The sequence below is a fragment of the Pseudomonas sp. B3(2017) genome, from assembly GCF_002113595.1.
Lineage (GTDB): Bacteria > Pseudomonadota > Gammaproteobacteria > Pseudomonadales > Pseudomonadaceae > Aquipseudomonas > Aquipseudomonas ekonensis.
Window position 1 is genome coordinate 24508 of record NZ_NEIU01000014.1, and the last position, 25035, is coordinate 49542.

A 25035-nucleotide genomic window follows, 5' to 3' on the forward strand; every position below is an offset into this window, starting at 1 on the left:
GGCCGCTGCCCCTCAAGCCTGATAAAATCGCGCGCCTTCGCAGACCGGCAACCGCCGGGCCACCCGAATGACGCGTGAGGCATCCGCCCCACCGGTTTCGGTGTCCCGCAGAAATCGGTCGTTACCCAGAAATCCCTCCCTTACAAAGGCCTGGATCATGAGCAAGCAACCCTCCCTGAGCTACAAGGACGCCGGTGTAGACATCGACGCCGGTGAAGCATTGGTCGAACGCATCAAGAGCGTCGCCAAGCGCACGGCGCGCCCGGAAGTCATGGGAGGCCTGGGCGGCTTCGGCGCCCTCTGCGAAATCCCGGCCGGCTACAAGCAGCCCGTGCTGGTTTCCGGCACCGACGGCGTCGGCACCAAGCTGCGCCTGGCGCTGAACCTGAACAAGCACGACAGCATCGGCATCGACCTGGTCGCCATGTGCGTCAACGACCTGGTGGTGTGCGGCGCCGAGCCGCTGTTCTTCCTCGACTACTACGCCACCGGCAAGCTCAACGTCGACACCGCCGCCCAGGTGGTGACCGGCATCGGCGCCGGCTGCGAACTGTCCGGTTGCTCCCTGGTCGGCGGCGAAACCGCTGAAATGCCGGGCATGTACGAAGGCGAAGACTACGACCTGGCCGGCTTCTGCGTCGGCGTGGTGGAAAAGTCGGAAATCATCGACGGCTCGAAGGTCGCCACCGGCGACGCCCTGATCGCCCTGCCGTCCTCCGGCCCGCACTCCAACGGCTACTCGCTGATCCGCAAGATCATCGAAGTGTCCGGCGCCGACATCGAAAACACCCAGCTCGACGGCAAACCGCTGACCGACCTGCTGATGGCCCCGACCCGCATCTACGTCAAGCCGCTGCTCAAGCTGATCAAGGACACCGGCGCCGTCAAGGCCATGGCCCACATCACCGGCGGCGGCCTGCTGGACAACATCCCGCGCGTACTGCCAAAAGGCGCCCAGGCCGTGGTCGACGTGGCGAGCTGGACCCGCCCTGCAGTGTTCGACTGGCTGCAAGAGAAAGGCAACGTCGACGAGACCGAAATGCACCGCGTGCTGAACTGCGGCGTGGGCATGGTGATCTGCGTGGCCCAGGAACACGTCGAGTCGGCCCTGAACGTCCTGCGCGAAGCCGGCGAGCAGCCTTGGGTCATCGGCCAGATCGCCGCGGCCGCCGAAGGCGCCGCCCAGGTCGAACTGAAGAACCTCAAGGCTCACTGATGCCGAGCACCTGTGATGTCGTGGTGCTGCTGTCCGGCACCGGCAGTAACTTGCAGGCCCTGATCGACAGCACGCGGACCGGCGACAGCCCGGTCCGCATCGCTGCGGTGATCTCCAACCGCGCCGACGCCTACGGCCTGCAACGCGCCAGGGACGCGGGCATCGAAACCCGCTCCCTGGACCACAAGGCCTTCGAAGGCCGCGAAGCCTTCGATGCCGCCCTGATCGAACTGATCGACGAATTCAATCCCGGACTCGTGGTGCTGGCCGGCTTCATGCGCATCCTCAGCGCAGGGTTCGTGCGCCACTACCAGGGTCGCCTGCTCAACATCCATCCGTCGCTGCTGCCCAAGTACAAGGGGCTGCACACCCATCAGCGCGCGCTGGAGGCCGGCGACGCCGAACACGGCTGCTCCGTGCACTTCGTCACCGAGGAACTCGATGGCGGGCCTCTGGTCGTACAGGCAGTGATACCGGTAGAGTTGCACGATTCGCCGCAGAGCCTGGCGCAGCGGGTCCACGTTCAGGAACACCTGATCTACCCGATGGCCGTGCGCTGGTTTGCCGAAGGACGGCTGGCCCTTGGCGAACAAGGTGCTTTACTGGATGGCCAGGCACTCGCGGCCACCGGCCACTTGATTCGAAACTAGGAGATTCTATGCGTCGCGCCCTGCTCTTCGCTTGCGCCCTGCTCGCCCTGCCTTTCGCGCAGGCTGCAGACCTTCAACCGTTCTCCGCCAGCTACACCGCCGACTGGAAGCAGTTGCCCATGAGCGGCACCGCCGAACGCAGCCTGACCAAGGAAGCCAACGGCGCCTGGAAACTCAGCTTCAAGGCGTCGATGATGATCGCCAGCCTGTCCGAGGAAAGCACCCTGACCCTGGACAAGGACACGCTGCTGCCTCAGTCCTACCACTTCGAGCGCGGCGGGTTGGGCAAGGCGAAAAAGGCTGACCTGGACTTCGACTGGGCCAACAAGCTCGTCACCGGCACCGATCGTGGCGACGCGGTGAAGATCCCGCTGAACCGCGGCATGGTCGACAAGTCGACCTACCAGCTGGCGCTGCAGCATGACGTGGCCGCCGGCAAGAAGACCATGAGTTATCAGGTGGTCGACGGCGGCGAAGTCGACACCTACGATTTCCGCGTGTTGGGCTCGGAGAAGGTCGAGACCAAGGCCGGCCAGATCGATGCGATCAAGGTCGAACGCGTGCGCGATCCGACGCAGAGCAAGCGCATCACCGTGCTCTGGTTCGCCAAGGACTGGGATTACCTGCTGGTTCGCCTGCAACAGGTCGAAACCGACGGCAAGGAGTACAACATCATGCTCCAGGACGGCACCGTCAACGGCAAGACCGTCAAAGGCAGCTGACCCGCCGCACCATCGCAAAGCCCCGCAAATGCGGGGCTTTTCTTTGCCTGGCGTTCCACCTGTGGCGAGGGCGCTTGCTCCCGCCGGGCCTGGCGAATCACACCGAGAACTTGGCCACCATGTTGTTCAGGTCCACCGCCAGCCGCGACAGCTCCTGACTGGCGGCACTGGTCTGGTTGGCCCCGGCCGAGGTCTGCATCGCCAGGTCGCGGATGTTCATCAGGTTGCGGTCGACCTCCCGCGCCACCGCCGCCTGCTGCTCCGACGCGCTGGCGATCACCAGATTGCGCTCGTTGATCCGGGCGAACGCCGAGGCGATCTCCTCCAGCGCCGTGCCGGCGGCCTTGGCCAGCTCCAGGGTCGAGCGGGCGCGCAGGTTGCTTTGCTGCATCGAACTGACCGCCGCATCCGTGCCCTGCTGAATGCCGCCGATCATCTGCTCGATCTCCTGGGTCGACTGCTGGGTGCGATGGGCCAGCGCCCGCACCTCATCCGCCACCACCGCGAAACCGCGCCCGGCATCGCCTGCGCGGGCTGCCTCGATGGCCGCGTTCAGCGCCAGCAGGTTGGTCTGCTCGGCGATCGAGCGGATCACATCCAGCACCTTGCTGATGCTGTAGACCTGCTGGGCCAGGTCTTCGACCTGTGTCGCATTGGCCGTGACGTCCTCGGCCAGGGATTCGATGGAGGACACCGTCTGTTGCACCTGCTCGCGGCCGTGCTGGGCGATCCGGTCGGACTCCCGCGACGCCTCGGACGTGGCCACGGCGTTGCTGGCCACCTCCTCGACGGCCGCCGTCATCTGGTTCACCGCCGTGGCGGCCTGCTCGATCTCCAGGCTTTGCTGATGCAGGCCGCGGGTGGCGTCTTCGGTCACGCAACTCAATTCTTCCGAGGCCGACGCCAGCTGACTGGAGGATTCGGAGATGCGCCGGATCGTATCGCGCAGGCTGTGCTGCATGCTGCGCAGCGCGTGCAGCAGCCGTGCCGGCTCGTCCTTGCCGGACACGCTGATGTCGCCGGTCAGGTCGCCCCCGGCCACCACCTCCGCGACGTTCAGCGATTGCGAGAGCGGCAGCACGATACTGCGGGTCAGCAACAGCGCGAGCGCAACGGTGATCAGCGCGGTGATGCCGATCATCACGCCGACCCACACCCGTGAATTGATGAACACCAGCCGCGCCGCCTCGGTGGCGAGGTTGGCGTTGTGCTTGTTCAGCTCGACCAGTTCCCTGAGGGTGACGGCGATGTCGTCCGCCAACGGGCTCATCTGGCCATTGAGGATGGCCGCCGCCTCTTCCACCTTGTCCTGGGCGGACAGCGCCATCACCTGCGCCTGGAACTCCAGGTACTTGTGCTCGGCGACCTTGAACCGGTCGAACAGCGCCCGCTCCTCCCGCAGGACGATCAAGGCGTCGTAGCGCTGCTGGGCTTCGCTCAGCACGCCGCGCAGCTCGTTGAGCTTGGCGACGTTCTGCGCCAGCGCCTGCGGGTCGCGGTTGAGCAGCAGGCGCATGGTCAGCGCCCGCAGGCGCAGCATGTCCTGGCTCATCTCGCCGACCGCCATCACGCTGGGCAGCCAATTGTTGTCGACCTCGTCGGACTGGGCGCGCATGTTCGACATCTGCAGCAGGGCGAACGCCCCGAGCGCAAACACCATCAGCGCCAGCACCCCGAAACCGAGGCCGGCCCGAGGGGCGATATTGAGGCTACGCATACTCATTGCTCTGGTTCCTTCCAAAAGCGCTGCATCAACCCTGCAGCTGGCTGCTTTAGAAGGTATCGGCCCGGCGGAAATTTGCGTAAGACGAAAAAGTGATATCAAAAGGCCTTGATACTTCGAACCCTCGGCATGAACGATTCAGCGACGGTTACCCGGACTTCAGCGCCGTTCGCCGCACGTTCACTATAGGAAGGTTCATGCGATGTCGTCGCCAACTTACGCGACGACAATAAAGTGGAACGCCGACTCAGCACACATGTTCTATACCTGCGAGGTTCTTTTTGATCGAATGGCTTTTCCCACCGCTTGCGAGGTTCCCATGACTGTCACCGTCAATACCGTCTCCGCCGAAGGTTTTCGCCACACCGTCCAGATCGATGACCACGAATTGTTCACCGATGCGCCCGCAAGCGTCGGCGGCGAAGGCTCCGCTCCCGAGCCGCACGATTACTTCGACGCCGCCCTCGGCGCCTGCAAGGCCCTGACCCTGAAGCTGTACGCCAAGAAAAAGGACATTCCGCTGACCGGCGTCGGCGTCGAAGTCAAACGCGACAACAGCCAGGAGCAGAAAGGCAAGTACGCCCTGCATGTCACCCTCACCCTCAAGGGCGTGCTCACCGATGCCCAGCGCGAGGAACTGCTGCGGGTCGCCGACCGCTGCCCGATCCACAAACTGATGACCACCAGCGAAGTCAGCATCGAAACCCACGCGCCGCAAGGCTTCGACAGCCAATGATCCTCCCGGGTGCGCGGCGGGTTATGCTCCTCGCGTCACCCGCCCAGCCTGGAACGCACCATGGACAAGCAACCCCTGATCATCCGCCCGCGCGCCGAAGACGTCGAAGGGCAGCCGATCCTGCGCCCGCTGCCGTCGGCCAAATGCCGCAGCGTCGGGCCTTTCGTGTTTTTCGACCACATGCTCGAGACCGTCTACCCGGCCGGCAAAGGCATGAACATCCGCCAGCATCCGCACATCGGCCTGTCGACCCTCACCTATCTGTTTGAAGGCCAGATCCAGCACAAGGACAGCCTGGGTTCCGATCAGGTGGTCAGCGCCGGCGACGTCAGCTGGATGACCGCCGGCAGCGCCATCGCCCATGTCGAGCGCACGCCTGCGCCGCTGTGGGAGCAAAGCTTCAAGATGCATGGCCTGCAGATCTGGCTGGCGTCGCCCAAGCACCACGAACACGGGCCGGGGCACTACAGCCATCACCCGGCGGCGACGCTGCCGGTCAGCGACAGCCTGGGCGTGCAGATCCGCATGATCGCCGGCTCAGGCTTCTGCCTTGAATCGCCGGTGCCGGTGCTGTCGCCGACGCTGTACGCGGAACTGAAGATGCAGACCGCGACCACGCTGCTGATCCCCACCGAACACGAAGAGCGGGCGGTGTACGTGTTGAGCGGCGATGTGCAGCTCAATGGCGAGAGTCTGGAGCCCCATGCCTTGGCGGTGCTGCCGCCCGGCGAGGAAATGAGCCTGTTCGCCGACAGCGACACCCATGCCGTGCTGTTCGGCGGCGCACCGCTGGACGGGCCTCGGCGGATCAACTGGAACTTCGTCGCCAGCGATCCGGCGGCGATCGACGAGGCACGGCGCAAGTGGGCGGCCGGGGATTGGCCGACGGTGCAGGGGGAAACCGAGCGGATCGAATTGCCGTAGGTCTTGAGCGCTTGCAGGCAAGGCCCCTGGGGGAGCCGGCCTGCCGGCGATGGCGGTGGGACAGGCGCCGAAGCATCGACGGTACTGGCCTCATCGCCAGCAGGCTGGCTCCCACAGTACTTGCGATGCGAACCTGCAATTCCCTGCGGAGGCCGGTCTACCGGTTTTGAAGGCCAGGTCAGGCCTTGAACACTTCGTCCAGCAAGTCATGCATCGACTTGAACGCCCGCCCAGCGGTCTTCGCGTCGTACATCATCTTGCCCGGCACATTGGCATGGGGGTCGGTGAACGAGTGCACCGCGCCGCCATAGCTGAGCAACTGCCAGTCCACGCCCGCCGCGTTCATCTCCTCCTCGAACGCCGGCAACTGCTCCTTCGGCACCAGCGGGTCGGACGCCCCGTGCAGCACCAGCACCGAGCCCTTGATGTTGTTCGCGTCCGCCGGGTTCGGCGAATCCAGTGTGCCGTGGAACGACACCGCCGCCTTCACCGGCGCGCCGGTGCGGGCCAGGTCCAGGGCGCAGCAACCGCCGAAGCAGAAGCCGAACACCGCCAGTTTCGCGGTGTCCACCGCCGCCTCGCCCTGCTTCTGCAATTGTTCGAAGGCCACCTGCAGACGCTTGCGCAGCAAGGCCCGGTCGTTCTTCAGCGGCATCATCGCCGCGCCCGCCTGATCGGCGTTCTGCGGACGCACGGCCTGCCCGTACACGTCGGCGATCAGCACCACATAGCCCTTAGCCGCCACTGACTTGGCGATCTCTTCGGCCCCGGCACTGACACCCATCCAGTTCGGTGCCATCAACAGGCCCGGACGGGTGCCCTTGTGTTCTGCGTCGAACGCCAACCGGCCTTCATAGGCCTGGCCGTCAATCTGATAGACCACGGAACGCACAGTGATTTGGCTCATTTCTGACTCCTGATGATTAAACGCCGGAATGAAAAAACCCGCCGAAGCGGGTTTATTCAGGTTGGGGTCAAGCCGACAGCTCGACCAGCAGCTTGTTCAGACGGCGCACGTAGGCGGCCGGGTCTTTCAGGCTGTCGCCGGCGGCCAGGGCCGCCTGGTCGAAGAGGATGTGCGACAGGTCGCCGAAACGTTCCTCGCTGGCCTCGCTGTCGAGCTTCTCGATCAACGGGTGGTTCGGGTTGAATTCGAAGATCGGCTTGGAATCCGGCACCTTCTGCCCGCTCGCCTCGAGGATCTGGCGCATCTGCAGGCCCAGGTCCTGTTCGCCGATGGCCAGGATCGCCGGCGAATCGGTCAGGCGGTGGGAAACGCGGACTTCGGCCACGGACTCGCCCAGGGCGGTCTTGAGGCGCTCGACCAGGCCTTCCTTCGACTTGGCGACTTCTTCCGCGGCCTTCTTGTCCTCTTCCGAGTCCAGGCTGCCCAGGTCCAGGTCACCCCGAGCCACGTCGACGAAGCCCTTGCCGTCGAATTCGCTGAGGTAGCTCATCAGCCACTCGTCGATGCGGTCGGTCAGCAGCAGCACTTCGATGCCTTTCTTGCGGAAGACTTCCAGGTGCGGGCTGTTCTTGACCTGCGCGTAGGACTCGCCGGTGAGGTAGTAGATCTTGTCCTGACCTTCCTTGGCGCGGGCCAGGTAGTCGGCCAGGCCGACGATCTGCTCGTCGTCGCCGTTGGTCGAAGCGAAGCGCAGCAGGCCGGCGATCTTTTCCTTGTTGGCGAAGTCTTCGGCCGGGCCTTCTTTCATGACCTGACCGAAGTTCTTCCAGAAGCCTTTGTATTGCTCAGGCTCGTTCTTCGCCAGTTTCTCCAGCATGTCCAGCACGCGCTTGGTCAGCGCGGACTTCATCGAATCGATGATCGGGTCTTTCTGCAGGATTTCCCGCGACACGTTCAGCGACAGGTCGTTGGAGTCGACCACGCCCTTGATGAAGCGCAGGTACAGCGGCAGGAACGATTCGGCCTGATCCATCACGAACACGCGCTGGACGTACAGCTTCAGGCCCTTGGGCGCTTCACGCTGGTACAGGTCGAACGGCGCGCGGGCCGGCACGTACAGCAGCGAGCTGTATTCCAGCTTGCCTTCGACCTTGTTGTGGCTCCAGCTCAGCGGATTTTCGAAGTCGTGGGCGATGTGCTTGTAGAACTCCTGGTATTCCTCGTCCTTGATCTCGGTACGGGGACGGGTCCACAGGGCGCTCGCGCGGTTGACGGTTTCCCACTCCAGCGCCGGCTTCTCTTCGCCTTCGGCGGCGGCAGCCTCTTTCGGCAGCTCGATCGGCAGCGCGATGTGGTCGGAGTACTTCTTGATGATGTTGCGCAGGCGCCAGCCGTCGGCGAACTCGTCTTCACCGGACTTCAGGTGCAGGACGATGCGGGTGCCGCGCTCGGCCTTGTCGAGGGTGGCGACTTCGAAGTCACCCTCGCCCTTCGACGACCAGTGCACGCCTTCGCTGGCGGCGGTGCCGGCACGGCGGCTGTACACGTCGACCTTGTCGGCGACGATGAACGCCGAGTAGAAACCGACGCCGAACTGACCGATCAGGTGCGAGTCCTTCTTCTGGTCGCCGGTGAGGTTCTTCATGAAATCGGCGGTGCCCGACTTGGCGATGGTGCCCAGGTGGGTGATCACGTCGTCGCGGTTCATGCCGATGCCGTTGTCTTCGAGGGTGACGGTCTTGGCGTCCTTGTCGAAGCTCACACGGATTTTCAGGTCGGCGTCGCCTTCGAGCAGCTCAGGCTTGGCCAGCGCTTCGAAGCGCAGCTTGTCCACGGCGTCGGAGGCGTTCGAGATCAATTCGCGCAGGAAGATTTCCTTGTTGGAATACAGCGAATGGATCATGAGGTGCAGCAGCTGCTTTACCTCGGTCTGGAAGCCCAGGGTTTCCTTTTGAGTTTCCACACTCATGGTCATCAAACTCCAATCAGATGGCATTGGCCGCGACCTTGCCGGTCGGCGGCGGGTTGTTCTCTGAGTTGGGGACGCGCGTCAGGATTTCAAGGGGTCATCGATCTTGAAGTGTGCGCGGGCCGTGGCGATCGGTTCGCCTTCGGTGGTCTGCCAGGCCGTGACGGCTACGTTCGCCACCCGCCGGCCCTGGCGGCAGACCTGACATTTGGCCCAGGTGTCGCGAAACTGCCCGGCGCGCAGATAGTCGAGCGAGAAGTCGATGATCTTCGGCACGCCGGGCGCCCCGGTGAAAATCAGCAGGTGCAGGGCCGCGGCCAGTTCCATGAACCCGGCGATCACCCCGCCGTGGATCGCCGGCAGCAGCGGGTTGCCGATGTTGTCCTTGTTGGCCGGCAGCCGGAACAGCAGTTCGTCGCCGACCCGGGAACATTCGATGCCGATCAGCCCGGCATACGGGATCAGCTTCAGCAAGGGCGCGTAGTCGCCCTGCGCGTGGGCCTGCTCCAGTTGTTGCATGAGGTCGCTCATTGCCCCTCCCCCTTGATCTTGCCGCCGAAGCCCTGGGTGCCCTTGAGCCCCTTGCCCATGCGCATGAACGTGCCGACGACGTGGGCGATCGGCTGCTGCGGGTCGTCCTGGTAGGCGAAGCCCCGGGCGAAGATCACGTCCGTGGTGACCCGGTAGCATTGCGCAAAACCATAGACATCCTTGTGCGGCTGCGCGGCGTGCATGTAGTCGATCCGCAGGTCGAGGGTCGGACACACTTCGAATTCCGGGAGCACGCACAGCGTGGCCATGCCGCACGCGGTGTCCATCAGCGATGTCAGGGCACCGCCATGGATGACGCCGGTCTGCGGGTTGCCGACGATGCTTGCGCTGTACGGCAAGACCACGGTCAGGCCTTCGCTGTCGGCGCTGTGCACGCGCAGCCCCAATACCTGGCAGTGGCGCAGGGCCGAGAGAAATCTTGTCGCTCGCTCGAAAACGGGGTTTTCGCCCATGGATAAATGCTCTCGTCAGTGCCTGTCGCCAGTATTGGAAAGAACAGGAAAAGTTCCTTCTCATAACAAACTTATATATCTGTGGGAAATGAGGAACTTAACCTTGGGCAGCGCGTTCTTAAGGCCAGTAGTTCTTTTCCACCAGGAGAAACACCCCATGCGTAAGACTTTAGCTATTGCCTTGATGTTGACCGCTTCCCTCGGTCTCGCCGCCTGCGATAAAAAATCCGAGGACAAAGCTCAAGATGCCAACCAACACGCTGAACAAGCTCAGCAGAAAATGAATGAAGCTCAGGATAAAGTGAACGAAGCGGCAAAAGAAAACGCCGAAGCCGCCAAAGATCAGGCTGAATCGAACGCAGCCGCCGCAGACGAAGCCGCCAAGAAGCAATGACCTGCTCTTCGCCGCAATAAAGAAAACCCGCCAAGTGCGGGTTTTCTTTTGCCTGTCATGTTCCGGCCATACGCCGAAGTGCCTTGTTAGAGCAAAACTGTCCTGAATGTCGGACTGATCATCAGCAACAAGGAACACACTAAACCGATCACCCAGACCAGACTGCGCTGCCAGGCCAGATCGGCCCAATAACACAACAAGTAAACCACTCGGGCGATCACGAAGACGATCGCCAGCGTATCGATCAGCCATCCGGCCGTTTGCGTGGTGTGCGCCATCAGCACCCCCACCGCAAACAGCATGAACGCCTCGATGCTGTTCTGGTGGGCCGCCAGCGCCCGGGCGCCGAACCCGGTCAGCTGCGCCTGCTGACGGCGCGGCTGGTGGTTGTCGTAGCCGCCCTGCTCCTTCATGGCCTTGGCCACCGGCATGCGCGCCACATAAATCAGCAGCGCACTGATAAACACACACCAGAACGGAATACTCATCAAGCGGCCTCTTTGGTTGCCTCGGGCGATGGTGCCTCTGTAGGGGTATAGACCATCACGTCGAGGACGTCCGAGTGAAACTCCCGGCGATACAGCACCAGCACCACACCGGCGCTCATCAACATGAACAGCCATGGGCTGACGAACCAGGCCAGCATGCTCATGCCGAAGTAGTAAGAGCGCAGCCCGAAGTTGAACTGGTTCGCCGCCATCGAAATCACCCGCGCCGCCCGCGAGGCGAACGCCTTGCGCTCCTGCTCCGACACCTGCCGCTCGCCGATCATCGGCGCCGAGCCGACCAGCACCGCGGCGAAGTTGTACTGGCGCATGCACCAGCTGAAGGTGAAGAAGGCATAGACGAACACCAGCGCCAGGCACAGCAGCTTGATTTCCGACATGCCCTGGGACGCCTGCTGCACCATCGGGATGTCCGCCAACAGCGACACCGCACGCTCGGACGCGCCGAGCACGGTGAGGATGCCGGCCAAGATGATCAGGGTGCTGGAGGCGAAGAACGACGCGTTGCGCTCCAGGTTGCCGATCACGCTGGCGTCGGCGATGCGGTTGTCACGCAGCAGCATGCGGCGCATCCAGTCTTCGCGGTAAAGGTGCAGGACGCTGGCCAGGCACGCGGTGTCGCGGCCCTTCCAGGTGGCGTAGCGGGTATAGCCGCCCCAGCAGATGACGAACCAGAGCGCGGCGAGCAGGTGGATCAGGTTGGCTTGGATGAACGACATGCAATTCCCTGTGGAGTATGAGCGCAGTACCGGTTTCCGGCGGGAGCCGGCCTGCCGGCAGGTTCCCGCAGGAATGCGTTGCAGTGCTTCGACGTTAGCTCAAGGAAAAAGACACGGCCTCACGCCCATAAAAAATGCCCCGCATCTTTTGATGCGGGGCATTTCTGTTGAATCGCTCAAGGCCCGCTTTTGGCGGGCCGGTCAGCGTCAGGCGATCGCTTCGCTGCGCTTGCCCAGCAGACGGTCGCACACCACGGCGACCACCAGCGTCATCACGCACGGCACCAGCCACGCCAGGCCTTGCTCGCTCAGCGGCAGGTGCGCCAGCTGCGACGGCATCCAGTCGGCCAGGCCGGCGCCCTTGAGCGCGTCGATGGTGCCGAACAGGAACGACACCAGCATCACAGGACCCAGGATGCGGCCGTGCTCATGCCAGAAATCTTTGCAGAAGCTCAGGGCCACCAGCACGATGCACGGCGGGTAGATGGCGGTCAGCACCGGGATCGAGAACGCGATCAGCTTGGTCAGGCCCAGGTTGGACACCAGCAGCGAGAACGCCGCCAGGATAATCACCAGGGTCTTGTAGGACAGCGGCACGACGCGGCTGAAGTACTCGGCGCAGGCGCAGGTCAGGCCCACGGCGGTCACCAGGCACGCCAGGGAGATCAGCACCGCGAGGAAGCCGCTGCCCAGCGAACCGAAGGTGTGTTGCACATAGGCATGCAGCACCGCCGCGCCGTTGGTCGCGCCAACCGCGACTTCATGGCTGCCGGAGCCGAGGCGGAACAGACTGACGTACACCAGCGCCAAACCGACGCCGGCGATCAGACCGGCGATCACCGCGTAGCGGGTGATCAGCGCCGGCGACTCGACGCCGCGCGAACGGATCGCATTGACGATGACGATGCCGAACACCAGCGCGCCGAGGGTATCCATGGTCAGGTAACCGTTGATGAACCCTTGGGAGAACGGCGCCGCGACGTATTCAGGCGTCGCCTGGCCGATGTCGCCGGCCGGCAGCGCGAACGCGGCGATGCCGAGCACCGCCAGGGCGATGATCTTCAGCGGCGCCAGGAAGCGCCCCACGGTGTCCAGCAGGCGGCCCGGATAGAGCGAAATGAAGAACACCAGCAGGAAGTAGACGGAGCTGTAGAGGAACAGCGCCAGCGGGCTCTCGCCGGTCAACGGCGCCAGGCCCACTTCAAAGGACACGGTCGCGGTGCGCGGGGTCGCGAACAGCGGGCCCACCGCCAGGTAGCAGGCCGCCGCCAGCAGTCCGCCGGCGATCTTGCCGATCGGGCTGCTCAAGGAATCCATCGCCCCGCCGACCTTGGCCAGCGCCACGACGGTGATCACCGGCAGGCCGACTGCCGTGATCAGGAAGCCCAGCGCCGCCATCCAGACGTTGGGTCCGGACTGCAGGCCGACGATAGGCGGGAAAATGATGTTGCCGGCCCCGACGAACAGGGCAAATGTCATGAAGCCAAGTGCCAGGATGTCCTGGCCTTTCAAAACTTTCATCAAGGAAATACCACACTACTGAATCGGAATTTAGAGAGGGATTTCCCTGTTGGGTGAGGGAAATGCTGTCAGTCCGTATGAGACTGACCCGTTTAGCGCGTTGCATGCCTTGTGGGCGGCAGACGCAAAAATGGCTGCTAGCCTAACGAATTTGTCTGACAAACGCACTGTTTGAGGGCGAACTATCCGATACGCGACGTTTCTGTGTCGCGTTTTTGCATGTAATTGGACAGATGCTTATAAATCGCCATCACGCTGACGAATTGAAATGCGCCCAACCGGCGTCTTCTCAGGCCCCAGAGTCGATCCAGATCCCCACAACGACAAAGGCCACCCGAAGGTGGCCTTTGTTTGCTGGAGCCAGAAGGTCAGCCGAAGCTTACTTCTTCACTTCCCAGCCAGTCAGCTCGGCCAGGGCCTTGCCGATGTCCGCCAGCGAACGCACGGTTTTCACGCCTGCGTCTTGCAGCGCAGCGAATTTCTCGTCTGCAGTGCCTTTGCCGCCGGAGATGATTGCGCCAGCATGGCCCATGCGCTTGCCCGGAGGAGCAGTCACACCAGCGATGTAGGAAACAACCGGCTTGGTCACGTTGGCCTTGATGTAGGCAGCCGCTTCTTCTTCAGCCGAACCGCCGATCTCGCCGATCATCACGATCGCCTCGGTCTTCGGGTCTTCCTGGAACAGCTTCAGGATGTCGATGAAGTTGGAGCCCGGGATCGGGTCACCGCCGATGCCGACGCAGGTCGACTGGCCGAAACCGGCGTCGGTGGTCTGCTTCACAGCTTCGTAGGTCAGGGTGCCGGAACGGGAAACGATACCGACCTTGCCTGGCAAGTGGATGTGACCAGGCATGATGCCGATCTTGCACTCGCCCGGAGTGATCACGCCTGGGCAGTTAGGGCCGATCAGGGTAACACCCAGCTCGTCGCACTTAACTTTAGCGTCCAGCATGTCCAGGGTAGGAATGCCTTCGGTGATGCAGACGATCAGCTTGATGCCGCCGAAAGCCGCTTCCAGGATCGAGTCCTTGCAGAAAGGAGCCGGAACGTAGATCACGCTGGCGGTGGCGCCAGTGGCTTCTACAGCTTCTTTCACGGTGTTGAACACAGGCAGGTTCAGGTGAGTGGTGCCACCTTTGCCTGGAGTCACGCCGCCAACCATCTTGGTGCCGTAGGCAATGGCTTGTTCGGAGTGGAAAGTACCCTGCGCGCCGGTGAAGCCCTGGCAGATTACTTTGGTGTCTTTATTGATCAGGACGCTCATTACTTGCCCTCCGCAGCTTTAACGACTTGTTGAGCAGCGTCGGTCAGGCTGGTAGCAGCGATGATGTTCAAACCGCTTTCTGCCAGTACTTTAGCGCCCAGTTCAGCGTTGTTGCCTTCAAGACGAACAACAACCGGGATTTTCACGCCGACTTCTTTCACGGCGCCGATGATGCCTTCGGCGATCATGTCGCAGCGAACGATGCCGCCGAAGATGTTGACCAGCACTGCAGCGACGTTGCTGTCGGACAGGATGATCTTGAACGCTTCGGTCACGCGCTCTTTGGTCGCGCCGCCACCTACGTCGAGGAAGTTGGCTGGCTTGCCGCCGTGCAGGTTGACGATGTCCATGGTACCCATGGCCAGGCCGGCACCGTTGACCATGCAGCCGATGTTGCCTTCCAGGGCCACGTAGTTCAGTTCGAACTTGGCGGCGTGCGCTTCGCGCGGATCGTCTTGCGACGGATCGTGGAAGGTCTTCAGCTTAGGCTGACGGTACATTGCGTTGGCGTCGATGTTGATCTTGGCGTCCAGGCAGTGCAGGTCGCCGTCGGCCTTGATCACCAGCGGGTTCACTTCCAGCAGGGCCAGGTCGTGATCCTTGAACAGCTTGGCCAGACCGGTGAAGATCTTGGCGAACTGGGCAACTTGCTTGCCTTCCAGACCCAGCTGGAACGCCAGCTCGCGGCCTTGGAACGGCTGAGCGCCGACCAGCGGATCGATGGTGGCCTTCAGGATTTTTTCTGGAGTGTCGTGAGCGATCTTCTCGATGTCCACGCCACCTTCGGTGGAAGCCATGAACACGATGCGGCGGCTCGAACGGTCAACGACAGCGCCCAGGTACAGCTCTTTAGCGATATCAGTGCACGATTCAACCAGGATCTTGGTGACCGGCTGACCGTTGGCGTCAGTCTGGTAGGTCACCAGACGCTTGCCCAGCCACTGCTGTGCGAAGGCCTTGGCGTCTTCTTTGCTGCGAACCAGCTTGACGCCGCCCGCTTTACCGCGACCACCGGCGTGAACCTGGGCTTTGACGACCCACTCGTTGCCGCCGATCTTGTCGCAAGCTTCTGCCGCTTCTTCCGGGGTGTCTACCGCGTAGCCTTTGGATACTGGCAGGCCGTACTCAGCGAACAGCTGCTTACCCTGATACTCGTGAAGATTCATGCTTTTTACCGTCTTCGTTAGGTACTGCGCATTCGGCGCTGCGCTCTTTATGAGTGCCGCGCCACCTGTGACTGCTGCTTGCGCAGCCTTTCCGGATACCCGGTGCAGCTACGCAAGACTGCGTCCAGCGGACATTCCGCGGTGAGTCTTGCACGCAAGGCTCACGACGGGCCGATACCGCCGTGGTTTCTTATTGTGTCTTAACGCTTCTTGCGGTTGGCCACGTGGATGGCGCCGCCATTCACGGCCAAAGCAGCTTCGTGCAAGGCTTCGGACAGGGTCGGATGGGAGAATACCATCATGCCCAGGTCTTCAGCGCTGGTGCCGAATTCCATGCCGATCGCGCCCTGCTGAACCAGTTCGGCAGCGCTCGGGCCGATCACGTGCACGCCCAGGACGCGGTCGGTCTTGGCGTCGGCGATGACCTTGACGAAACCGCCGGTGTCGTTGGCCGCCATGGCACGGCCGGAGGCCGCGAACGGGAAGGTGCCGACGTTAACTTCAACGCCTTCGGCTTTCAAGGCCTGTTCGGTCTTGCCGACCCACGCGATTTCCGGGTGAGTATAAATAACCGAAGGGATCAGGTCATAGTTCATCTGAGCCTTGTGGCCCTTGATGCGCTCGACGACCATGATGCCCTCTTCCGACGCCTTGTGCGCCAGCATCATGCCACGAACCACGTCGCCGATGGCGTAAACGCCCGGCACGCTGGTCGCGCAGTGGTCGTCAACGAAGATGAAGCCACGCTCGTCGATGGTCACGCCGCTGTCGGCGGCCAGCAGATCGGTGGTCACCGGACGGCGACCGACGGCTACGATCAGCTTGTCGAAGGTGATGGACTGTTCGCCGTTGGCGTCGGTGTAGTTCACGACGACTTCGTCGCCGGTCACTTTGGAGCCGGTCACGCGGGCGCCCAGCTTGATGTCCAGGCCCTGTTTGGTCAGGGTCTTCAGCGCTTCCTTGGAAACGGCGGTGTCCGCGGCCATCAGGAAGGTGTCCAGGGCTTCCAGGACGGTGACTTCAGCACCCAGACGCGACCAGACCGAACCCAGTTCCAGGCCGATCACGCCGGCGCCGATCACGCCCAGACGCTTAGGCACGGTCTGGAATTCCAGGGCGCCGGTGGAGTCGACGATGACTTTCTGGTCGACCGGAGCCGGCGGAATGTCGATCGGACGGGAGCCGGAAGCCAGGATCACGTTCTCGGCTTCGATGACTTCCACCGAACCGTCAGGCTTGGTGACTTCGACTTTCTTGCCGGCCAGCAGTTTGCCGTGGCCCTGGATCGAAGTGACGCCGTTGGCCTTGAACAGGGTGGCAACACCGCCGGTCAGGTTCTTGACGATGCCGGCCTTGCGGCCGACCATCGCGGCGACGTCCATCTTGACTTCGCCGGTGGAGATGCCGTGGACGTTGAAGCTCTCTTTCGCTTCCTTGTATTTCCAGGAGCTGTCCAGCAGCGCCTTGGAAGGAATGCAGCCTACGTTCAGGCAGGTGCCGCCCAGGGCCAGCTTGCCTTCGCCATCGGTGTACTTCTCGATGCAGGCAGTGGTGAGGCCCAGCTGTGCGGCCTTGATGGCAGCCACGTAGCCGCCAGGGCCCGCGCCGATCACTACTACGTCAAATTTCTGCGACATTCAAAAAATCCTCTTGAGCGAAAAGCTTCAAGCCGCGCGCCGCAAGCCAAGCTGCGTTTTCTCGCAGCCTGAAGCCTGCAGCGCGTGACTGCTTCTATCAGATATCCAGCAACAGACGAGCCGGATCTTCCAGCAGGTTCTTGATGGTCACCAGGAAGGTCACAGCTTCTTTGCCATCGATCAGACGGTGATCGTAGGACAGCGCCAGGTACATCATCGGACGGATCACGACCTGACCGTTGACGGCCATAGGACGCTGGATGATGTTGTGCATGCCCAGGATCGCGGCCTGCGGCGGGTTGACGATCGGGGTCGACATCATCGAACCGAAGGTACCACCGTTGGTGATGGTGAAGGTACCGCCGGTCATCTCTTCCATCGACAGTTTGCCGTCACGGGCTTTCTTGCCGAAGGTGGCGATGCCGCCTTCGATTTCAGCCAGGCTCATCAGTTCGGCGTTGCGCAGAACCGGCACCACCAGGCCACGGTCGCTGGAAACGGCGACACCGATGTCGGCATAACCGTGGTAGACGATGTCCGAACCGTCGATCGACGCGTTCACGGCCGGGAAGCGCTTCAGGGCTTCGGTGGCGGCTTTCACGAAGAACGACATGAAGCCCAGGCGCACGCCGTTGTGGGACTTCTCGAACAGATCCTTGTACTTCGAACGCAGGGCCATGACTTCGGTCATGTCGACTTCGTTGAAGGTGGTCAGCATCGCCATGTTCGACTGGGCTTCGACCAGACGCTCGGCGACCTTGGCACGCAGGCGGGTCATCGGAACGCGCTTCTCGACGCGGTCGCCGGCAGCGAACACCGGAGCGGCGGCGGCAGGTGCGGCAGCCTTGGCAGGTGCGGCGGCCGGAGCGGCCTTCTTGGCGGCAACGGCAGCCACCACGTCTTCCTTGGTCACGCGACCGCCCTTGCCGGTGCCGGCAACGGAAGCGATGTTGATGCCGTTCTCTTCAGCCAGCTTGCGTGCGGCCGGTGCAGCGATCGGGTCGTCTTCGCCGTCGGCGGCAGCCGGGGCAGCGGCAGCGGCGGCCGGAGCAGCAGCGGCAGCAGGAGCGGCGGCGGCAGCGCCGCCTTCAACGATGGAGCCCAGCACTTCGTCGGACAGAACGGTGTCGCCTTCGTTCTTGACGATTGCGCCCAGCACGCCGTCGGCGGTGGCCAGCACTTCCAGCACGACCTTGTCGGTCTCGATGTCGACGATCAGTTCGTCACGCTTGACGGCGTCGCCCGGTTGCTTGTGCCAGGTGGCAACGGTGCCGTCGGCGACCGATTCCGGGAAAGTGGGGGCTTTGATCTCGATAGCCATTGTCTGTGGTTCCTTAAATTCGGTTTCAGGTGCGCGAAGGCGTTAAACGGTAAACGCGTCTTGCAGCAGTTGTTCCTGCTGCTCGGCGTGCATCGATGCGTAACCGCATGCAGGTGCGGCAGATGCCTCACGGCCCGCGTACTCGAGTACGAGAGACTTGTTGAGGTTGCCGACGCTGCGACGCAGGTGGTGCTGGCTGCAGTACCAGGCGCCCTGGTTCATAGGCTCTTCCTGACACCAAACGGCGTGTTTCACGTTGGTGTAAGGCGCCAGGACTTCCTTCAGGTCGTCCTCAGGGAACGGGTACAGCTGCTCGATACGCACGATGGCGATATCTTCACGACCTTCGGCACGGCGTTTTTCCAGCAGGTCGTAATAGACCTTGCCGCTGCACAGGACAACGCGCTCGACCTTTTTCGGATCCAGTGCATCGATTTCCGGGATAACGGTCTGGAACGAGCCTTCGGCCAGATCTTCCAGAGTCGAGATGGCCAGCTTGTGGCGCAGCAGCGACTTCGGCGTCAGGACCACCAGCGGCTTGCGCAGCGGACGGATCACCTGGCGACGCAGGAGGTGGTAGATCTGGGCCGGGGTGGTCGGCATGCACACCTGGATGTTGTGCTCGGCGCACAGCTGCAGGTAACGCTCAAGGCGTGCCGAGGAGTGCTCGGGGCCCTGGCCTTCGTAGCCGTGCGGCAGCAGCATGGTCAGACCGCACAGGCGGCCCCACTTGTGCTCGCCGCTGGTGATGAACTGGTCGATCACGACCTGCGCACCGTTGGCGAAGTCGCCGAACTGGGCTTCCCAGATCACCAGCGCGTTCGGCGTGGTGGTCGAGTAGCCGTATTCGAACGCCAGCACGGCCTCTTCCGACAGGAACGAGTCGTACAGTTCGAAACGCGGCTGACCTTCGAACAGATGCTTGAGCGGAACGTAGGTGCCGGCATCCTTCTGGTTGTGCAGGACGGCGTGGCGGTGCGAGAACGTGCCGCGGCCGATGTCCTGACCGGTCATGCGGATCGGGTGACCTTCGAACGCCAGGGTCGCGTACGCCATGGTTTCGGCGTAGCCCCAGTTGATCGGCAGGCCGCCGGCTTGCATCTTCTGACGGTCTTCGTAGATCTTGGCGACCTGACGCTGAACCACGAAGCCTTCCGGGATCTCCAGCAGCTTGGCGGACAGTTCCTGCAGGGTCTTCAGATCGAAGCGGGTGTCGTGACGCGCGGTCCAGGCGTGGCCCAGGTACGGACGCCAGTCGACGAACAGCTCTTTGTTCGGCTCCTTGACCAGCGACTTCACCACGTGCAGGCCGTTGTCCAGCGCGTTGCGGTACTCGTCGACCTTGGCCTGGACGCGCTCGGCGTCGAGCACACCGCTCTGGGTCAGGCGATCGGCGTACAGCTCACGGGTGGTGCGCTGCTTGGTGATCTGCTGATACATCAGAGGCTGGGTGCCGCTCGGCTCGTCGGCTTCGTTGTGGCCGCGGCGACGGTAGCAGACCAGGTCGATCACCACGTCGCGCTTGAACTGCATGCGGTAGTCGATGGCCAGCTGGGTCACGAACAGCACGGCTTCCGGATCGTCGCCGTTCACGTGAAGAATCGGCGCCTGGATCATCTTCGCAACGTCGGTGGCGTACTCGGTGGAACGCGAGTCCAGCGGGTTGCTGATGGTGAAGCCGACCTGGTTGTTGATCACGATGTGCACGGTGCCGCCGGTCTTGAAACCGCGGGTCTGCGACATCTGGAAGGTTTCCATGACCACGCCCTGACCTGCGAACGCAGCGTCACCGTGGATGGAGATCGGCAGTACCTTCTCGCCGGTCGGGTCGTTGCGGCGGTCCTGACGGGCGCGTACGGAACCCTCGACCACCGGGGAAACGATTTCCAGGTGGGACGGGTTGAACGCCATCGCCAGGTGGACTTCGCCACCGGAGGTCATCACGTTGGACGAGAAGCCCTGGTGGTACTTCACGTCGCCGGAGCCCAGCTCGACCTTCTTCTTGCCTTCGAACTCGTCGAACAGCTCGCGCGGGTTCTTGCCGAAGGTGTTGACCAGCACGTTCAGACGGCCGCGGTGGGCCATGCCGATCACGACTTCCTTGGTGCCGTAGGAACCGGAGCGCTGGATCAGCTCGTCGAGCATCGGGATCAGGCTTTCGCCGCCTTCCAGACCGAAACGCTTGGTGCCCGGGTACTTGGTGCCCAGGTACTTCTCCAGGCCTTCGCCGGCGGTGACGCGCTCGAGCAGGTGGCTCTTGATGTCGGCGGAATAGGTCGGACGGCCGCGTACGCTTTCCAGACGCTGCTGGAACCACTGGCGCTGCTCGGAATCGGTGATGTGCGTAAATTCAGCGCCGATGGTGCGGCAATATGTCTGCTGCAACGCTTCGTGAATTTCGCGTAGGCTCGCCTCCTCCTTGCCGATGAACAGGTCGCCGGCACGGAAGGTCGTATCAAGATCGGCATTGGTCAAGCCGTAGTGATTGATCGACAGGTCTGCCGGTGCAGGACGCTGCCACAGCCCCAGCGGGTCAAGCTGGGCTGCCTGGTGGCCTCGCATACGGTAGGCCTGGATCAATCGCAGCACTTCAACTTGCTTCTTCTCGTGCTCACTGCTCACGCTGCCGGCGGAAACCGGCTGGGCGCGGCGCTGGTTCTTTGCCAGCAGCACGAAATGATCGCGAATCGTGGAGTGCGAAACATCGGTGGCAGAGCTGCCGTCGGCTGGCAGCTTCTGAAAGTAGGTGCGCCACTCTTCTGGCACAGCGTTAGGGTCGTGCAGGTAGAGCTCATAAAGCTCTTCCACATAGGCAGCGTTTCCACCTGAAAGGTAGGCGCTGTTCCACATGCGCTGCATCACGCTTTCTTGCATGCTTGGTCACCCTCGGTTAGGGGAACACCATCGGCGTCGACACCGAGCAAGCTTGCAGAAGTCCGAATGCAGCGACCAAAACAAGCCACTTAGGATCACACTGATAGTCCGGGTACCAGCCCGGATGCCCCTGCTTGTCTCATTTCTTCAAAAATAAGAGCCGCAGCTTTTGGCTGTTGCTCTGGTTATAGCCAGGGCGCGGGTTGAAGCCCGCGCCGAGACCTTCTACGGGTACAGCGGTGCCGCTTTTTACAGCGGCGGGTACAGCAGCTGAATCACACGCCGCTCGAGAGCAGCATGTTACGGATGTGACCGATGGCCTTAGTCGGGTTCAGGCCTTTCGGACATACGTTGACGCAGTTCATGATGCCCCGGCAGCGGAAGACGCTGAACGGGTCATCGAGCGAAGCCAGACGCTCGGAGGTCTTGGTGTCGCGGCTGTCTGCCAGGAAGCGGTACGCTTGCAGCAGGGCGGCCGGGCCCAGGAACTTGTCCGGGTTCCACCAGAAGGACGGGCAGGAGGTCGAGCAGCAGGCGCACAGGATGCACTCGTACAGACCGTCCAGCTTTTCACGCTCTTCAGGCGACTGCAGACGCTCGATGGCCGGAGCCGGCGTGTCGTTCTGCAGGAATGGCTTCACCTTCTCGTATTGCTTGTAGAAGATGCTCATATCGACGACCAGGTCACGGATGACCGGCAAACCCGGCAGCGGACGAATGACCAGCTTGTTGCCTTTCACCACGGCGGACAGCGGCGTGATGCACGCCAGGCCGTTCTTGCCGTTGATGTTCATGCCGTCGGAGCCGCAGACGCCTTCACGGCAGGAGCGACGGTAGGAGAAACCCTCGTCCTGCTCTTTGATCAGGGCCAGCACGTCCAGCACCATCAGGTCCTTGCCACCGGTATCGACCTGGAATTCCTGCATGAACGGCGCAGCGTCCTGATCAGGGTTGTAACGATAAACACTGACTTTCAACATGGCGGTCACCCTTAATAAGTCCGGACTTTAGGTTCGAAAGTCGGAACAGTCTTCGGCGAGAAGTTCACGGCACGCTTGGCGACACGTTTCTCACCCGGGAAGTACAGGGTGTGGCACAGCCAGTTTTCGTCGTCACGGTCTTCGTAGTCTTCACGGGCGTGGGCGCCGCGGGACTCTTTGCGCACTTCTGCAGCGATGGCGGTGGCTTCGGCCACTTCCAGCAGGTTCTGCAGTTCCAGCGCTTCGATACGCGCAGTGTTGAACGCCTGCGACTTATCGTTGATCTTCACGTTGGCGATGCGCTTGCGCAGCTCGGCGAGCTGGGCGATGCCCTTCTGCATGTATTCGCCGGTGCGGAACACGCCGAAGTAGTTCTGCATGCAGCTTTGCAGCTCGCGACGCAGGGTGGCGACGTCTTCGCCGTCGGTGCGGTTGTTCAGCGCGTTCAGACGGGCCAGCGCGGCTTCGATGTCGGCCTCGGTGGCGTCGTCGTATTCGATGCCGTCGGTCAGCGCCTTCTCCAGGTGCAGGCCGGCAGCGCGGCCGAACACCACCAGGTCGAGCAGCGAGTTGCCGCCCAGACGGTTGGCGCCGTGAACCGATACGCAAGCCACTTCACCCACAGCGAACAGACCAGGAATGATCTTGTCCGTGCCGTCGGCGTCCTGGGTGATCGCCTGGCCATGGATGTTGGTGGCAACGCCGCCCATCATGTAGTGGCAGGTCGGAACGACCGGAACCGGAGCGACGACCGGGTCAACGTGGGCGAAGGTCTTCGACAGTTCGCAGATGCCTGGCAGACGGCTGTGCAGCACTTCCTCGCCCAGGTGGTCGAGCTTGAGCATCACGTGGTCGCCGTTCGGACCGCAACCGTTGCCGGCGATGATCTCTTTGACCATCGAACGGGCAACCACGTCGCGACCGGCCAGGTCTTTGGCGTTCGGAGCGTAGCGCTCCATGAAACGCTCGCCGTGCTTGTTGATGAGGTAACCACCCTCACCGCGGCAGCCTTCGGTGACCAGTACGCCGGCGCCGGCGATGCCGGTCGGGTGGAACTGCCACATTTCGATGTCCTGCACCGGCACGCCGGCACGCAGGGCCATGCCCACGCCGTCACCGGTGTTGATCAGGGCGTTGGTGGTCGAAGCGTAGATGCGGCCTGCACCGCCGGTCGCCAGCACGGTGGCTTTCGAACGGATGTAGGTGGTTTCGCCGGTCTCGATGCAGATGGCGATCACGCCGACGAACTCGCCTTCCTGGTTCTTCACCAGATCGACAGCGTAGTACTCGTTCAGGAACGTGGTGCCGGCTTTCAGGTTGCCCTGATAGAGGGTGTGCAGCAGCGCGTGGCCGGTACGGTCGGACGCGGCGCAGGTACGGGCAGCCTGCCCGCCCTTGCCGTAGTCCTTGGACTGACCGCCGAACGGACGCTGGTAGATGCGGCCGGTCTCGGTGCGGGAGAACGGCAGACCCATGTGGTCCAGCTCGAACACGGCGGCAGGGCCTTCCTGACACATGTATTCGATCGCGTCCTGGTCACCGATGTAGTCGGAGCCCTTGACGGTGTCGTACATGTGCCAGCGCCAGTCGTCGTTCGGGTCGGCCGAAGCGATGGCGCAGGTGATGCCGCCCTGGGCGGACACGGTGTGCGAACGGGTCGGGAAGACCTTGGTGATCACGGCAGTCTTGTGACCGCCTTGCGCCAGTTGCAGCGCAGCGCGCATGCCGGCGCCGCCGCCGCCAATGATGATGGCGTCGAAAGAAATCGTTGGAATGTTAGCCATGAATCAGATACCCCAGAGAATCTGCACACCCCAGACGAAGTAAGCGAACATCGCGACGCCGCATACCGCCTGGAAAAGGAAACGCACTGCAGTCGCGGACTTGCCCAGCGCCATCGGCGTCAGGTAGTCGGTCGCGATGGTCCACATGCCGACCCAGGCGTGGGCGCCGAGGGCAACGAGGGCCAGGAGACTGAAGATACGCATCGCATTGTGGGCGAACAGACCGTGCCATTGCTCATAGCCGATGCCGGGGTTCGCGGCGAGGTAGCCGATCAGAAAAATGAAATAAGCCGCGAGAACGACCGCAGACACACGCTGTGCCATCCAGTCATAGAGGCCCGAACGCGAAAGATTCGTAACGCTGGTTACCATATCCAAACTCCTGCCAGAACGATCAGCACCACGGAAACGGCGATGATGAGTTTCGAGCCCAGGCGGCCGCCTTCCAGCGTCTCACCGATGCCCATGTCCATGATCAAGTGGCGCACACCGGCAACCAGGTGATACAGCAGAGCGGACAGGAGGCCCCATGCTACGAACTTGGCCAGCGGGCTGGTCAAGCATGCCTTCACTTCGACATATCCTTCCTCGGAACCCAAGGACTTGCCCAATGCGTAAAGCATGATGCCGAGGCCCAGGAAGAGGATGATGCCGGAAACACGGTGAAGGAACGACGTAACGCCGGTGATGGGGAGTTTGATGGTCCTTAGGTCTAGGTTTACAGGTCGTTGGCTTTTCACGGCTTTTTTTTCACACTGAAGAGCCCCTAACAATCAGGGCAAAGTTGTTGGGGAGTGCACTGGTCAGGTAACCACCACCCAGGGATGCGACCCCCAATGAAAGCAAGCCCAAAAGCCCTTGGCGGTCGGTCGCCGAGTATAGACAGTTAGGCTACTAATGACAACGCAATCACCTACCCCCAATAGCGGATTGCACAACGCCCATAAAAGGCGTAAATGGCAGGCAATTTCGAGGAAAAAGTCTGCTTAAAGCCTTCTGGAGCAAGACTTTAGGCAAA

23 protein-coding genes and 1 pseudogene are annotated in these 25035 nt (G+C 62.4%); 6 read left to right on the forward strand and 18 right to left on the reverse strand.

Annotation, left to right across the window (positions count from 1 at the left end; all coding sequences use genetic code 11):
* Nucleotides 1–157: 157 nt before the first annotated feature.
* From purM to CAG33_RS19710, 3 genes are read left to right on the forward strand one after another with little or no spacing between them, the layout of a single operon-like run.
* Nucleotides 158–1216, forward strand: a complete 1059-nt coding sequence (gene purM / locus CAG33_RS19700) for a phosphoribosylformylglycinamidine cyclo-ligase (RefSeq protein ID WP_085577731.1) — start codon at nucleotides 158–160, stop codon at nucleotides 1214–1216.
* Entirely contained in the window at nucleotides 1216–1866 is a 651-nt protein-coding gene (gene purN, locus CAG33_RS19705) for a phosphoribosylglycinamide formyltransferase (protein ID WP_085577732.1), read from the forward strand. The genes purM and purN overlap by 1 nt, the downstream gene beginning before the upstream one ends.
* Nucleotides 1867–1874: 8 nt before the next feature.
* Nucleotides 1875–2588, forward strand: coding sequence for a DUF3108 domain-containing protein (locus CAG33_RS19710; protein WP_085577733.1), 714 nt, complete (start codon nucleotides 1875–1877; stop codon nucleotides 2586–2588).
* A gap of 97 nt (nucleotides 2589–2685) precedes the next feature.
* Here CAG33_RS19710 and CAG33_RS29080 read toward each other — a convergent pair whose 3' ends face one another.
* Together CAG33_RS29080 and CAG33_RS29085 are read right to left on the reverse strand one after the other, a co-directional pair.
* Complete coding sequence (locus CAG33_RS29080) at nucleotides 2686–3549, reverse strand: methyl-accepting chemotaxis protein (protein WP_371857688.1); 864 nt, start codon at nucleotides 3547–3549, stop codon at nucleotides 2686–2688.
* Between the two features lie 39 nt (nucleotides 3550–3588).
* Nucleotides 3589–4311, reverse strand: a pseudogene (locus CAG33_RS29085) (MCP four helix bundle domain-containing protein); the annotation flags it as partial.
* A gap of 319 nt (nucleotides 4312–4630) precedes the next feature.
* On the opposite strand from CAG33_RS29085, the gene CAG33_RS19720 reads away from it, so the two are divergent.
* Both CAG33_RS19720 and CAG33_RS19725 read left to right on the forward strand, forming a co-directional pair.
* Nucleotides 4631–5047: an OsmC family protein gene (locus tag CAG33_RS19720; RefSeq protein ID WP_085577735.1), complete on the forward strand. Its 417-nt coding sequence runs from the start codon at nucleotides 4631–4633 to the stop codon at nucleotides 5045–5047.
* A gap of 60 nt (nucleotides 5048–5107) precedes the next feature.
* The gene (locus CAG33_RS19725) at nucleotides 5108–5971 is read left to right on the forward strand and encodes a pirin family protein (protein ID WP_085640230.1); all 864 of its coding nucleotides are present in this window, start codon (nucleotides 5108–5110) and stop codon (nucleotides 5969–5971) included.
* Nucleotides 5972–6149: 178 nt separating this feature from the next.
* Here the strand turns inward: CAG33_RS19725 and CAG33_RS19730 are convergent, their stop codons facing one another.
* The 4 genes from CAG33_RS19730 to CAG33_RS19745 form a co-directional block, all read right to left on the reverse strand.
* On the reverse strand, nucleotides 6150–6878 hold the full coding sequence (locus tag CAG33_RS19730; RefSeq protein WP_085640232.1) for a dienelactone hydrolase family protein: 729 nt from the start codon (nucleotides 6876–6878) through the stop codon (nucleotides 6150–6152).
* A gap of 67 nt (nucleotides 6879–6945) precedes the next feature.
* The gene (gene htpG / locus CAG33_RS19735) at nucleotides 6946–8847 is read right to left on the reverse strand and encodes a molecular chaperone HtpG (protein WP_085577886.1); all 1902 of its coding nucleotides are present in this window, start codon (nucleotides 8845–8847) and stop codon (nucleotides 6946–6948) included.
* A gap of 81 nt (nucleotides 8848–8928) precedes the next feature.
* Nucleotides 8929–9378, reverse strand: coding sequence for a PaaI family thioesterase (locus CAG33_RS19740; protein WP_085640235.1), 450 nt, complete (start codon nucleotides 9376–9378; stop codon nucleotides 8929–8931).
* On the reverse strand, nucleotides 9375–9851 hold the full coding sequence (locus tag CAG33_RS19745) for a PaaI family thioesterase (protein WP_085577739.1): 477 nt from the start codon (nucleotides 9849–9851) through the stop codon (nucleotides 9375–9377). Before CAG33_RS19745 ends, CAG33_RS19740 begins: the two co-directional genes overlap by 4 nt.
* Nucleotides 9852–10008: 157 nt before the next feature.
* On the opposite strand from CAG33_RS19745, the gene CAG33_RS19750 reads away from it, so the two are divergent.
* Nucleotides 10009–10245, forward strand: a complete 237-nt coding sequence (locus CAG33_RS19750; RefSeq protein ID WP_065260459.1) for a hypothetical protein — start codon at nucleotides 10009–10011, stop codon at nucleotides 10243–10245.
* A gap of 86 nt (nucleotides 10246–10331) precedes the next feature.
* On the opposite strand, the gene CAG33_RS19755 is transcribed toward CAG33_RS19750, so the two are convergent.
* From CAG33_RS19755 to sdhC, 12 genes are all read right to left on the reverse strand, one after another.
* A complete protein-coding gene (locus CAG33_RS19755) occupies nucleotides 10332–10733 on the reverse strand; it encodes an MAPEG family protein (protein ID WP_085640238.1) in 402 nt (133 codons plus the stop codon).
* A complete protein-coding gene (locus CAG33_RS19760) occupies nucleotides 10733–11470 on the reverse strand; it encodes a DUF599 domain-containing protein (protein WP_085577741.1) in 738 nt (245 codons plus the stop codon). Before CAG33_RS19760 ends, CAG33_RS19755 begins: the two co-directional genes overlap by 1 nt.
* A 207-nt stretch (nucleotides 11471–11677) precedes the next feature.
* Complete coding sequence (gene brnQ, locus CAG33_RS19765; RefSeq protein ID WP_085631181.1) at nucleotides 11678–12991, reverse strand: branched-chain amino acid transport system II carrier protein; 1314 nt, start codon at nucleotides 12989–12991, stop codon at nucleotides 11678–11680.
* 379 nt (nucleotides 12992–13370) lie between these two features.
* On the reverse strand, nucleotides 13371–14255 hold the full coding sequence (gene sucD, locus CAG33_RS19770; RefSeq protein WP_011333119.1) for a succinate--CoA ligase subunit alpha: 885 nt from the start codon (nucleotides 14253–14255) through the stop codon (nucleotides 13371–13373).
* On the reverse strand, nucleotides 14255–15421 hold the full coding sequence (gene sucC, locus CAG33_RS19775) for an ADP-forming succinate--CoA ligase subunit beta (RefSeq protein WP_085577743.1): 1167 nt from the start codon (nucleotides 15419–15421) through the stop codon (nucleotides 14255–14257). Before sucC ends, sucD begins: the two co-directional genes overlap by 1 nt.
* A 200-nt stretch (nucleotides 15422–15621) precedes the next feature.
* The gene (lpdA, locus tag CAG33_RS19780; protein WP_085577744.1) at nucleotides 15622–17058 is read right to left on the reverse strand and encodes a dihydrolipoyl dehydrogenase; all 1437 of its coding nucleotides are present in this window, start codon (nucleotides 17056–17058) and stop codon (nucleotides 15622–15624) included.
* Nucleotides 17059–17155: 97 nt separating this feature from the next.
* Nucleotides 17156–18379 carry a 2-oxoglutarate dehydrogenase complex dihydrolipoyllysine-residue succinyltransferase gene (gene odhB, locus CAG33_RS19785; protein ID WP_085577745.1) on the reverse strand — a complete coding sequence of 408 codons (1224 nt, stop codon included), beginning with the start codon at nucleotides 18377–18379 and terminating at the stop codon, nucleotides 17156–17158.
* A gap of 42 nt (nucleotides 18380–18421) precedes the next feature.
* Nucleotides 18422–21253 carry a 2-oxoglutarate dehydrogenase E1 component gene (locus tag CAG33_RS19790; protein ID WP_085577746.1) on the reverse strand — a complete coding sequence of 944 codons (2832 nt, stop codon included), beginning with the start codon at nucleotides 21251–21253 and terminating at the stop codon, nucleotides 18422–18424.
* A 275-nt stretch (nucleotides 21254–21528) separates the two neighbouring features.
* Nucleotides 21529–22233 (reverse strand): succinate dehydrogenase iron-sulfur subunit, encoded by a 705-nt coding sequence (locus tag CAG33_RS19795; protein ID WP_065260469.1) that lies wholly within the window; start codon nucleotides 22231–22233, stop codon nucleotides 21529–21531.
* 11 nt (nucleotides 22234–22244) lie between these two features.
* Complete coding sequence (sdhA, locus tag CAG33_RS19800) at nucleotides 22245–24017, reverse strand: succinate dehydrogenase flavoprotein subunit (protein ID WP_085577747.1); 1773 nt, start codon at nucleotides 24015–24017, stop codon at nucleotides 22245–22247.
* 3 nt (nucleotides 24018–24020) lie between these two features.
* Nucleotides 24021–24389, reverse strand: a complete 369-nt coding sequence (gene sdhD / locus CAG33_RS19805) for a succinate dehydrogenase, hydrophobic membrane anchor protein (protein ID WP_055137329.1) — start codon at nucleotides 24387–24389, stop codon at nucleotides 24021–24023.
* Nucleotides 24383–24757, reverse strand: a complete 375-nt coding sequence (gene sdhC, locus CAG33_RS19810; protein WP_011333113.1) for a succinate dehydrogenase, cytochrome b556 subunit — start codon at nucleotides 24755–24757, stop codon at nucleotides 24383–24385. Before sdhC ends, sdhD begins: the two co-directional genes overlap by 7 nt.
* Nucleotides 24758–25035: the final 278 nt, after the last annotated feature.

What these genes read in the sequence shown, in the direction of transcription:
- CAG33_RS19745 (WP_085577739.1), bottom strand. Translation starts at nt 9,851, where the DNA reads ATGGGCGAAAACCCCGTTTTCGAGCGAGCGACAAGATTTCTCTCGGCC.
- sucD (WP_011333119.1), bottom strand. Translation starts at nt 14,255, where the DNA reads ATGAGCGTCCTGATCAATAAAGACACCAAAGTAATCTGCCAGGGCTTC.
- brnQ (WP_085631181.1), bottom strand. Translation starts at nt 12,991, where the DNA reads ATGAAAGTTTTGAAAGGCCAGGACATCCTGGCACTTGGCTTCATGACA.
- sdhA (WP_085577747.1), bottom strand. Translation starts at nt 24,017, where the DNA reads ATGGCTAACATTCCAACGATTTCTTTCGACGCCATCATCATTGGCGGC.
- CAG33_RS19790 (WP_085577746.1), bottom strand. Translation starts at nt 21,253, where the DNA reads ATGCAAGAAAGCGTGATGCAGCGCATGTGGAACAGCGCCTACCTTTCA.
- CAG33_RS19720 (WP_085577735.1), top strand. Translation starts at nt 4,631, where the DNA reads ATGACTGTCACCGTCAATACCGTCTCCGCCGAAGGTTTTCGCCACACC.
- CAG33_RS29080 (WP_371857688.1), bottom strand. Translation starts at nt 3,549, where the DNA reads ATGCAGCACAGCCTGCGCGATACGATCCGGCGCATCTCCGAATCCTCC.
- lpdA (WP_085577744.1), bottom strand. Translation starts at nt 17,058, where the DNA reads ATGTCGCAGAAATTTGACGTAGTAGTGATCGGCGCGGGCCCTGGCGGC.
- sucC (WP_085577743.1), bottom strand. Translation starts at nt 15,421, where the DNA reads ATGAATCTTCACGAGTATCAGGGTAAGCAGCTGTTCGCTGAGTACGGC.
- CAG33_RS19740 (WP_085640235.1), bottom strand. Translation starts at nt 9,378, where the DNA reads ATGAGCGACCTCATGCAACAACTGGAGCAGGCCCACGCGCAGGGCGAC.
- CAG33_RS19795 (WP_065260469.1), bottom strand. Translation starts at nt 22,233, where the DNA reads ATGTTGAAAGTCAGTGTTTATCGTTACAACCCTGATCAGGACGCTGCG.
- CAG33_RS19730 (WP_085640232.1), bottom strand. Translation starts at nt 6,878, where the DNA reads ATGAGCCAAATCACTGTGCGTTCCGTGGTCTATCAGATTGACGGCCAG.
- purM (WP_085577731.1), top strand. Translation starts at nt 158, where the DNA reads ATGAGCAAGCAACCCTCCCTGAGCTACAAGGACGCCGGTGTAGACATC.
- CAG33_RS19750 (WP_065260459.1), top strand. Translation starts at nt 10,009, where the DNA reads ATGCGTAAGACTTTAGCTATTGCCTTGATGTTGACCGCTTCCCTCGGT.
- purN (WP_085577732.1), top strand. Translation starts at nt 1,216, where the DNA reads ATGCCGAGCACCTGTGATGTCGTGGTGCTGCTGTCCGGCACCGGCAGT.
- htpG (WP_085577886.1), bottom strand. Translation starts at nt 8,847, where the DNA reads ATGAGTGTGGAAACTCAAAAGGAAACCCTGGGCTTCCAGACCGAGGTA.
- CAG33_RS19760 (WP_085577741.1), bottom strand. Translation starts at nt 11,470, where the DNA reads ATGTCGTTCATCCAAGCCAACCTGATCCACCTGCTCGCCGCGCTCTGG.
- CAG33_RS19755 (WP_085640238.1), bottom strand. Translation starts at nt 10,733, where the DNA reads ATGAGTATTCCGTTCTGGTGTGTGTTTATCAGTGCGCTGCTGATTTAT.
- sdhD (WP_055137329.1), bottom strand. Translation starts at nt 24,389, where the DNA reads ATGGTAACCAGCGTTACGAATCTTTCGCGTTCGGGCCTCTATGACTGG.
- odhB (WP_085577745.1), bottom strand. Translation starts at nt 18,379, where the DNA reads ATGGCTATCGAGATCAAAGCCCCCACTTTCCCGGAATCGGTCGCCGAC.
- CAG33_RS19725 (WP_085640230.1), top strand. Translation starts at nt 5,108, where the DNA reads ATGGACAAGCAACCCCTGATCATCCGCCCGCGCGCCGAAGACGTCGAA.
- CAG33_RS19710 (WP_085577733.1), top strand. Translation starts at nt 1,875, where the DNA reads ATGCGTCGCGCCCTGCTCTTCGCTTGCGCCCTGCTCGCCCTGCCTTTC.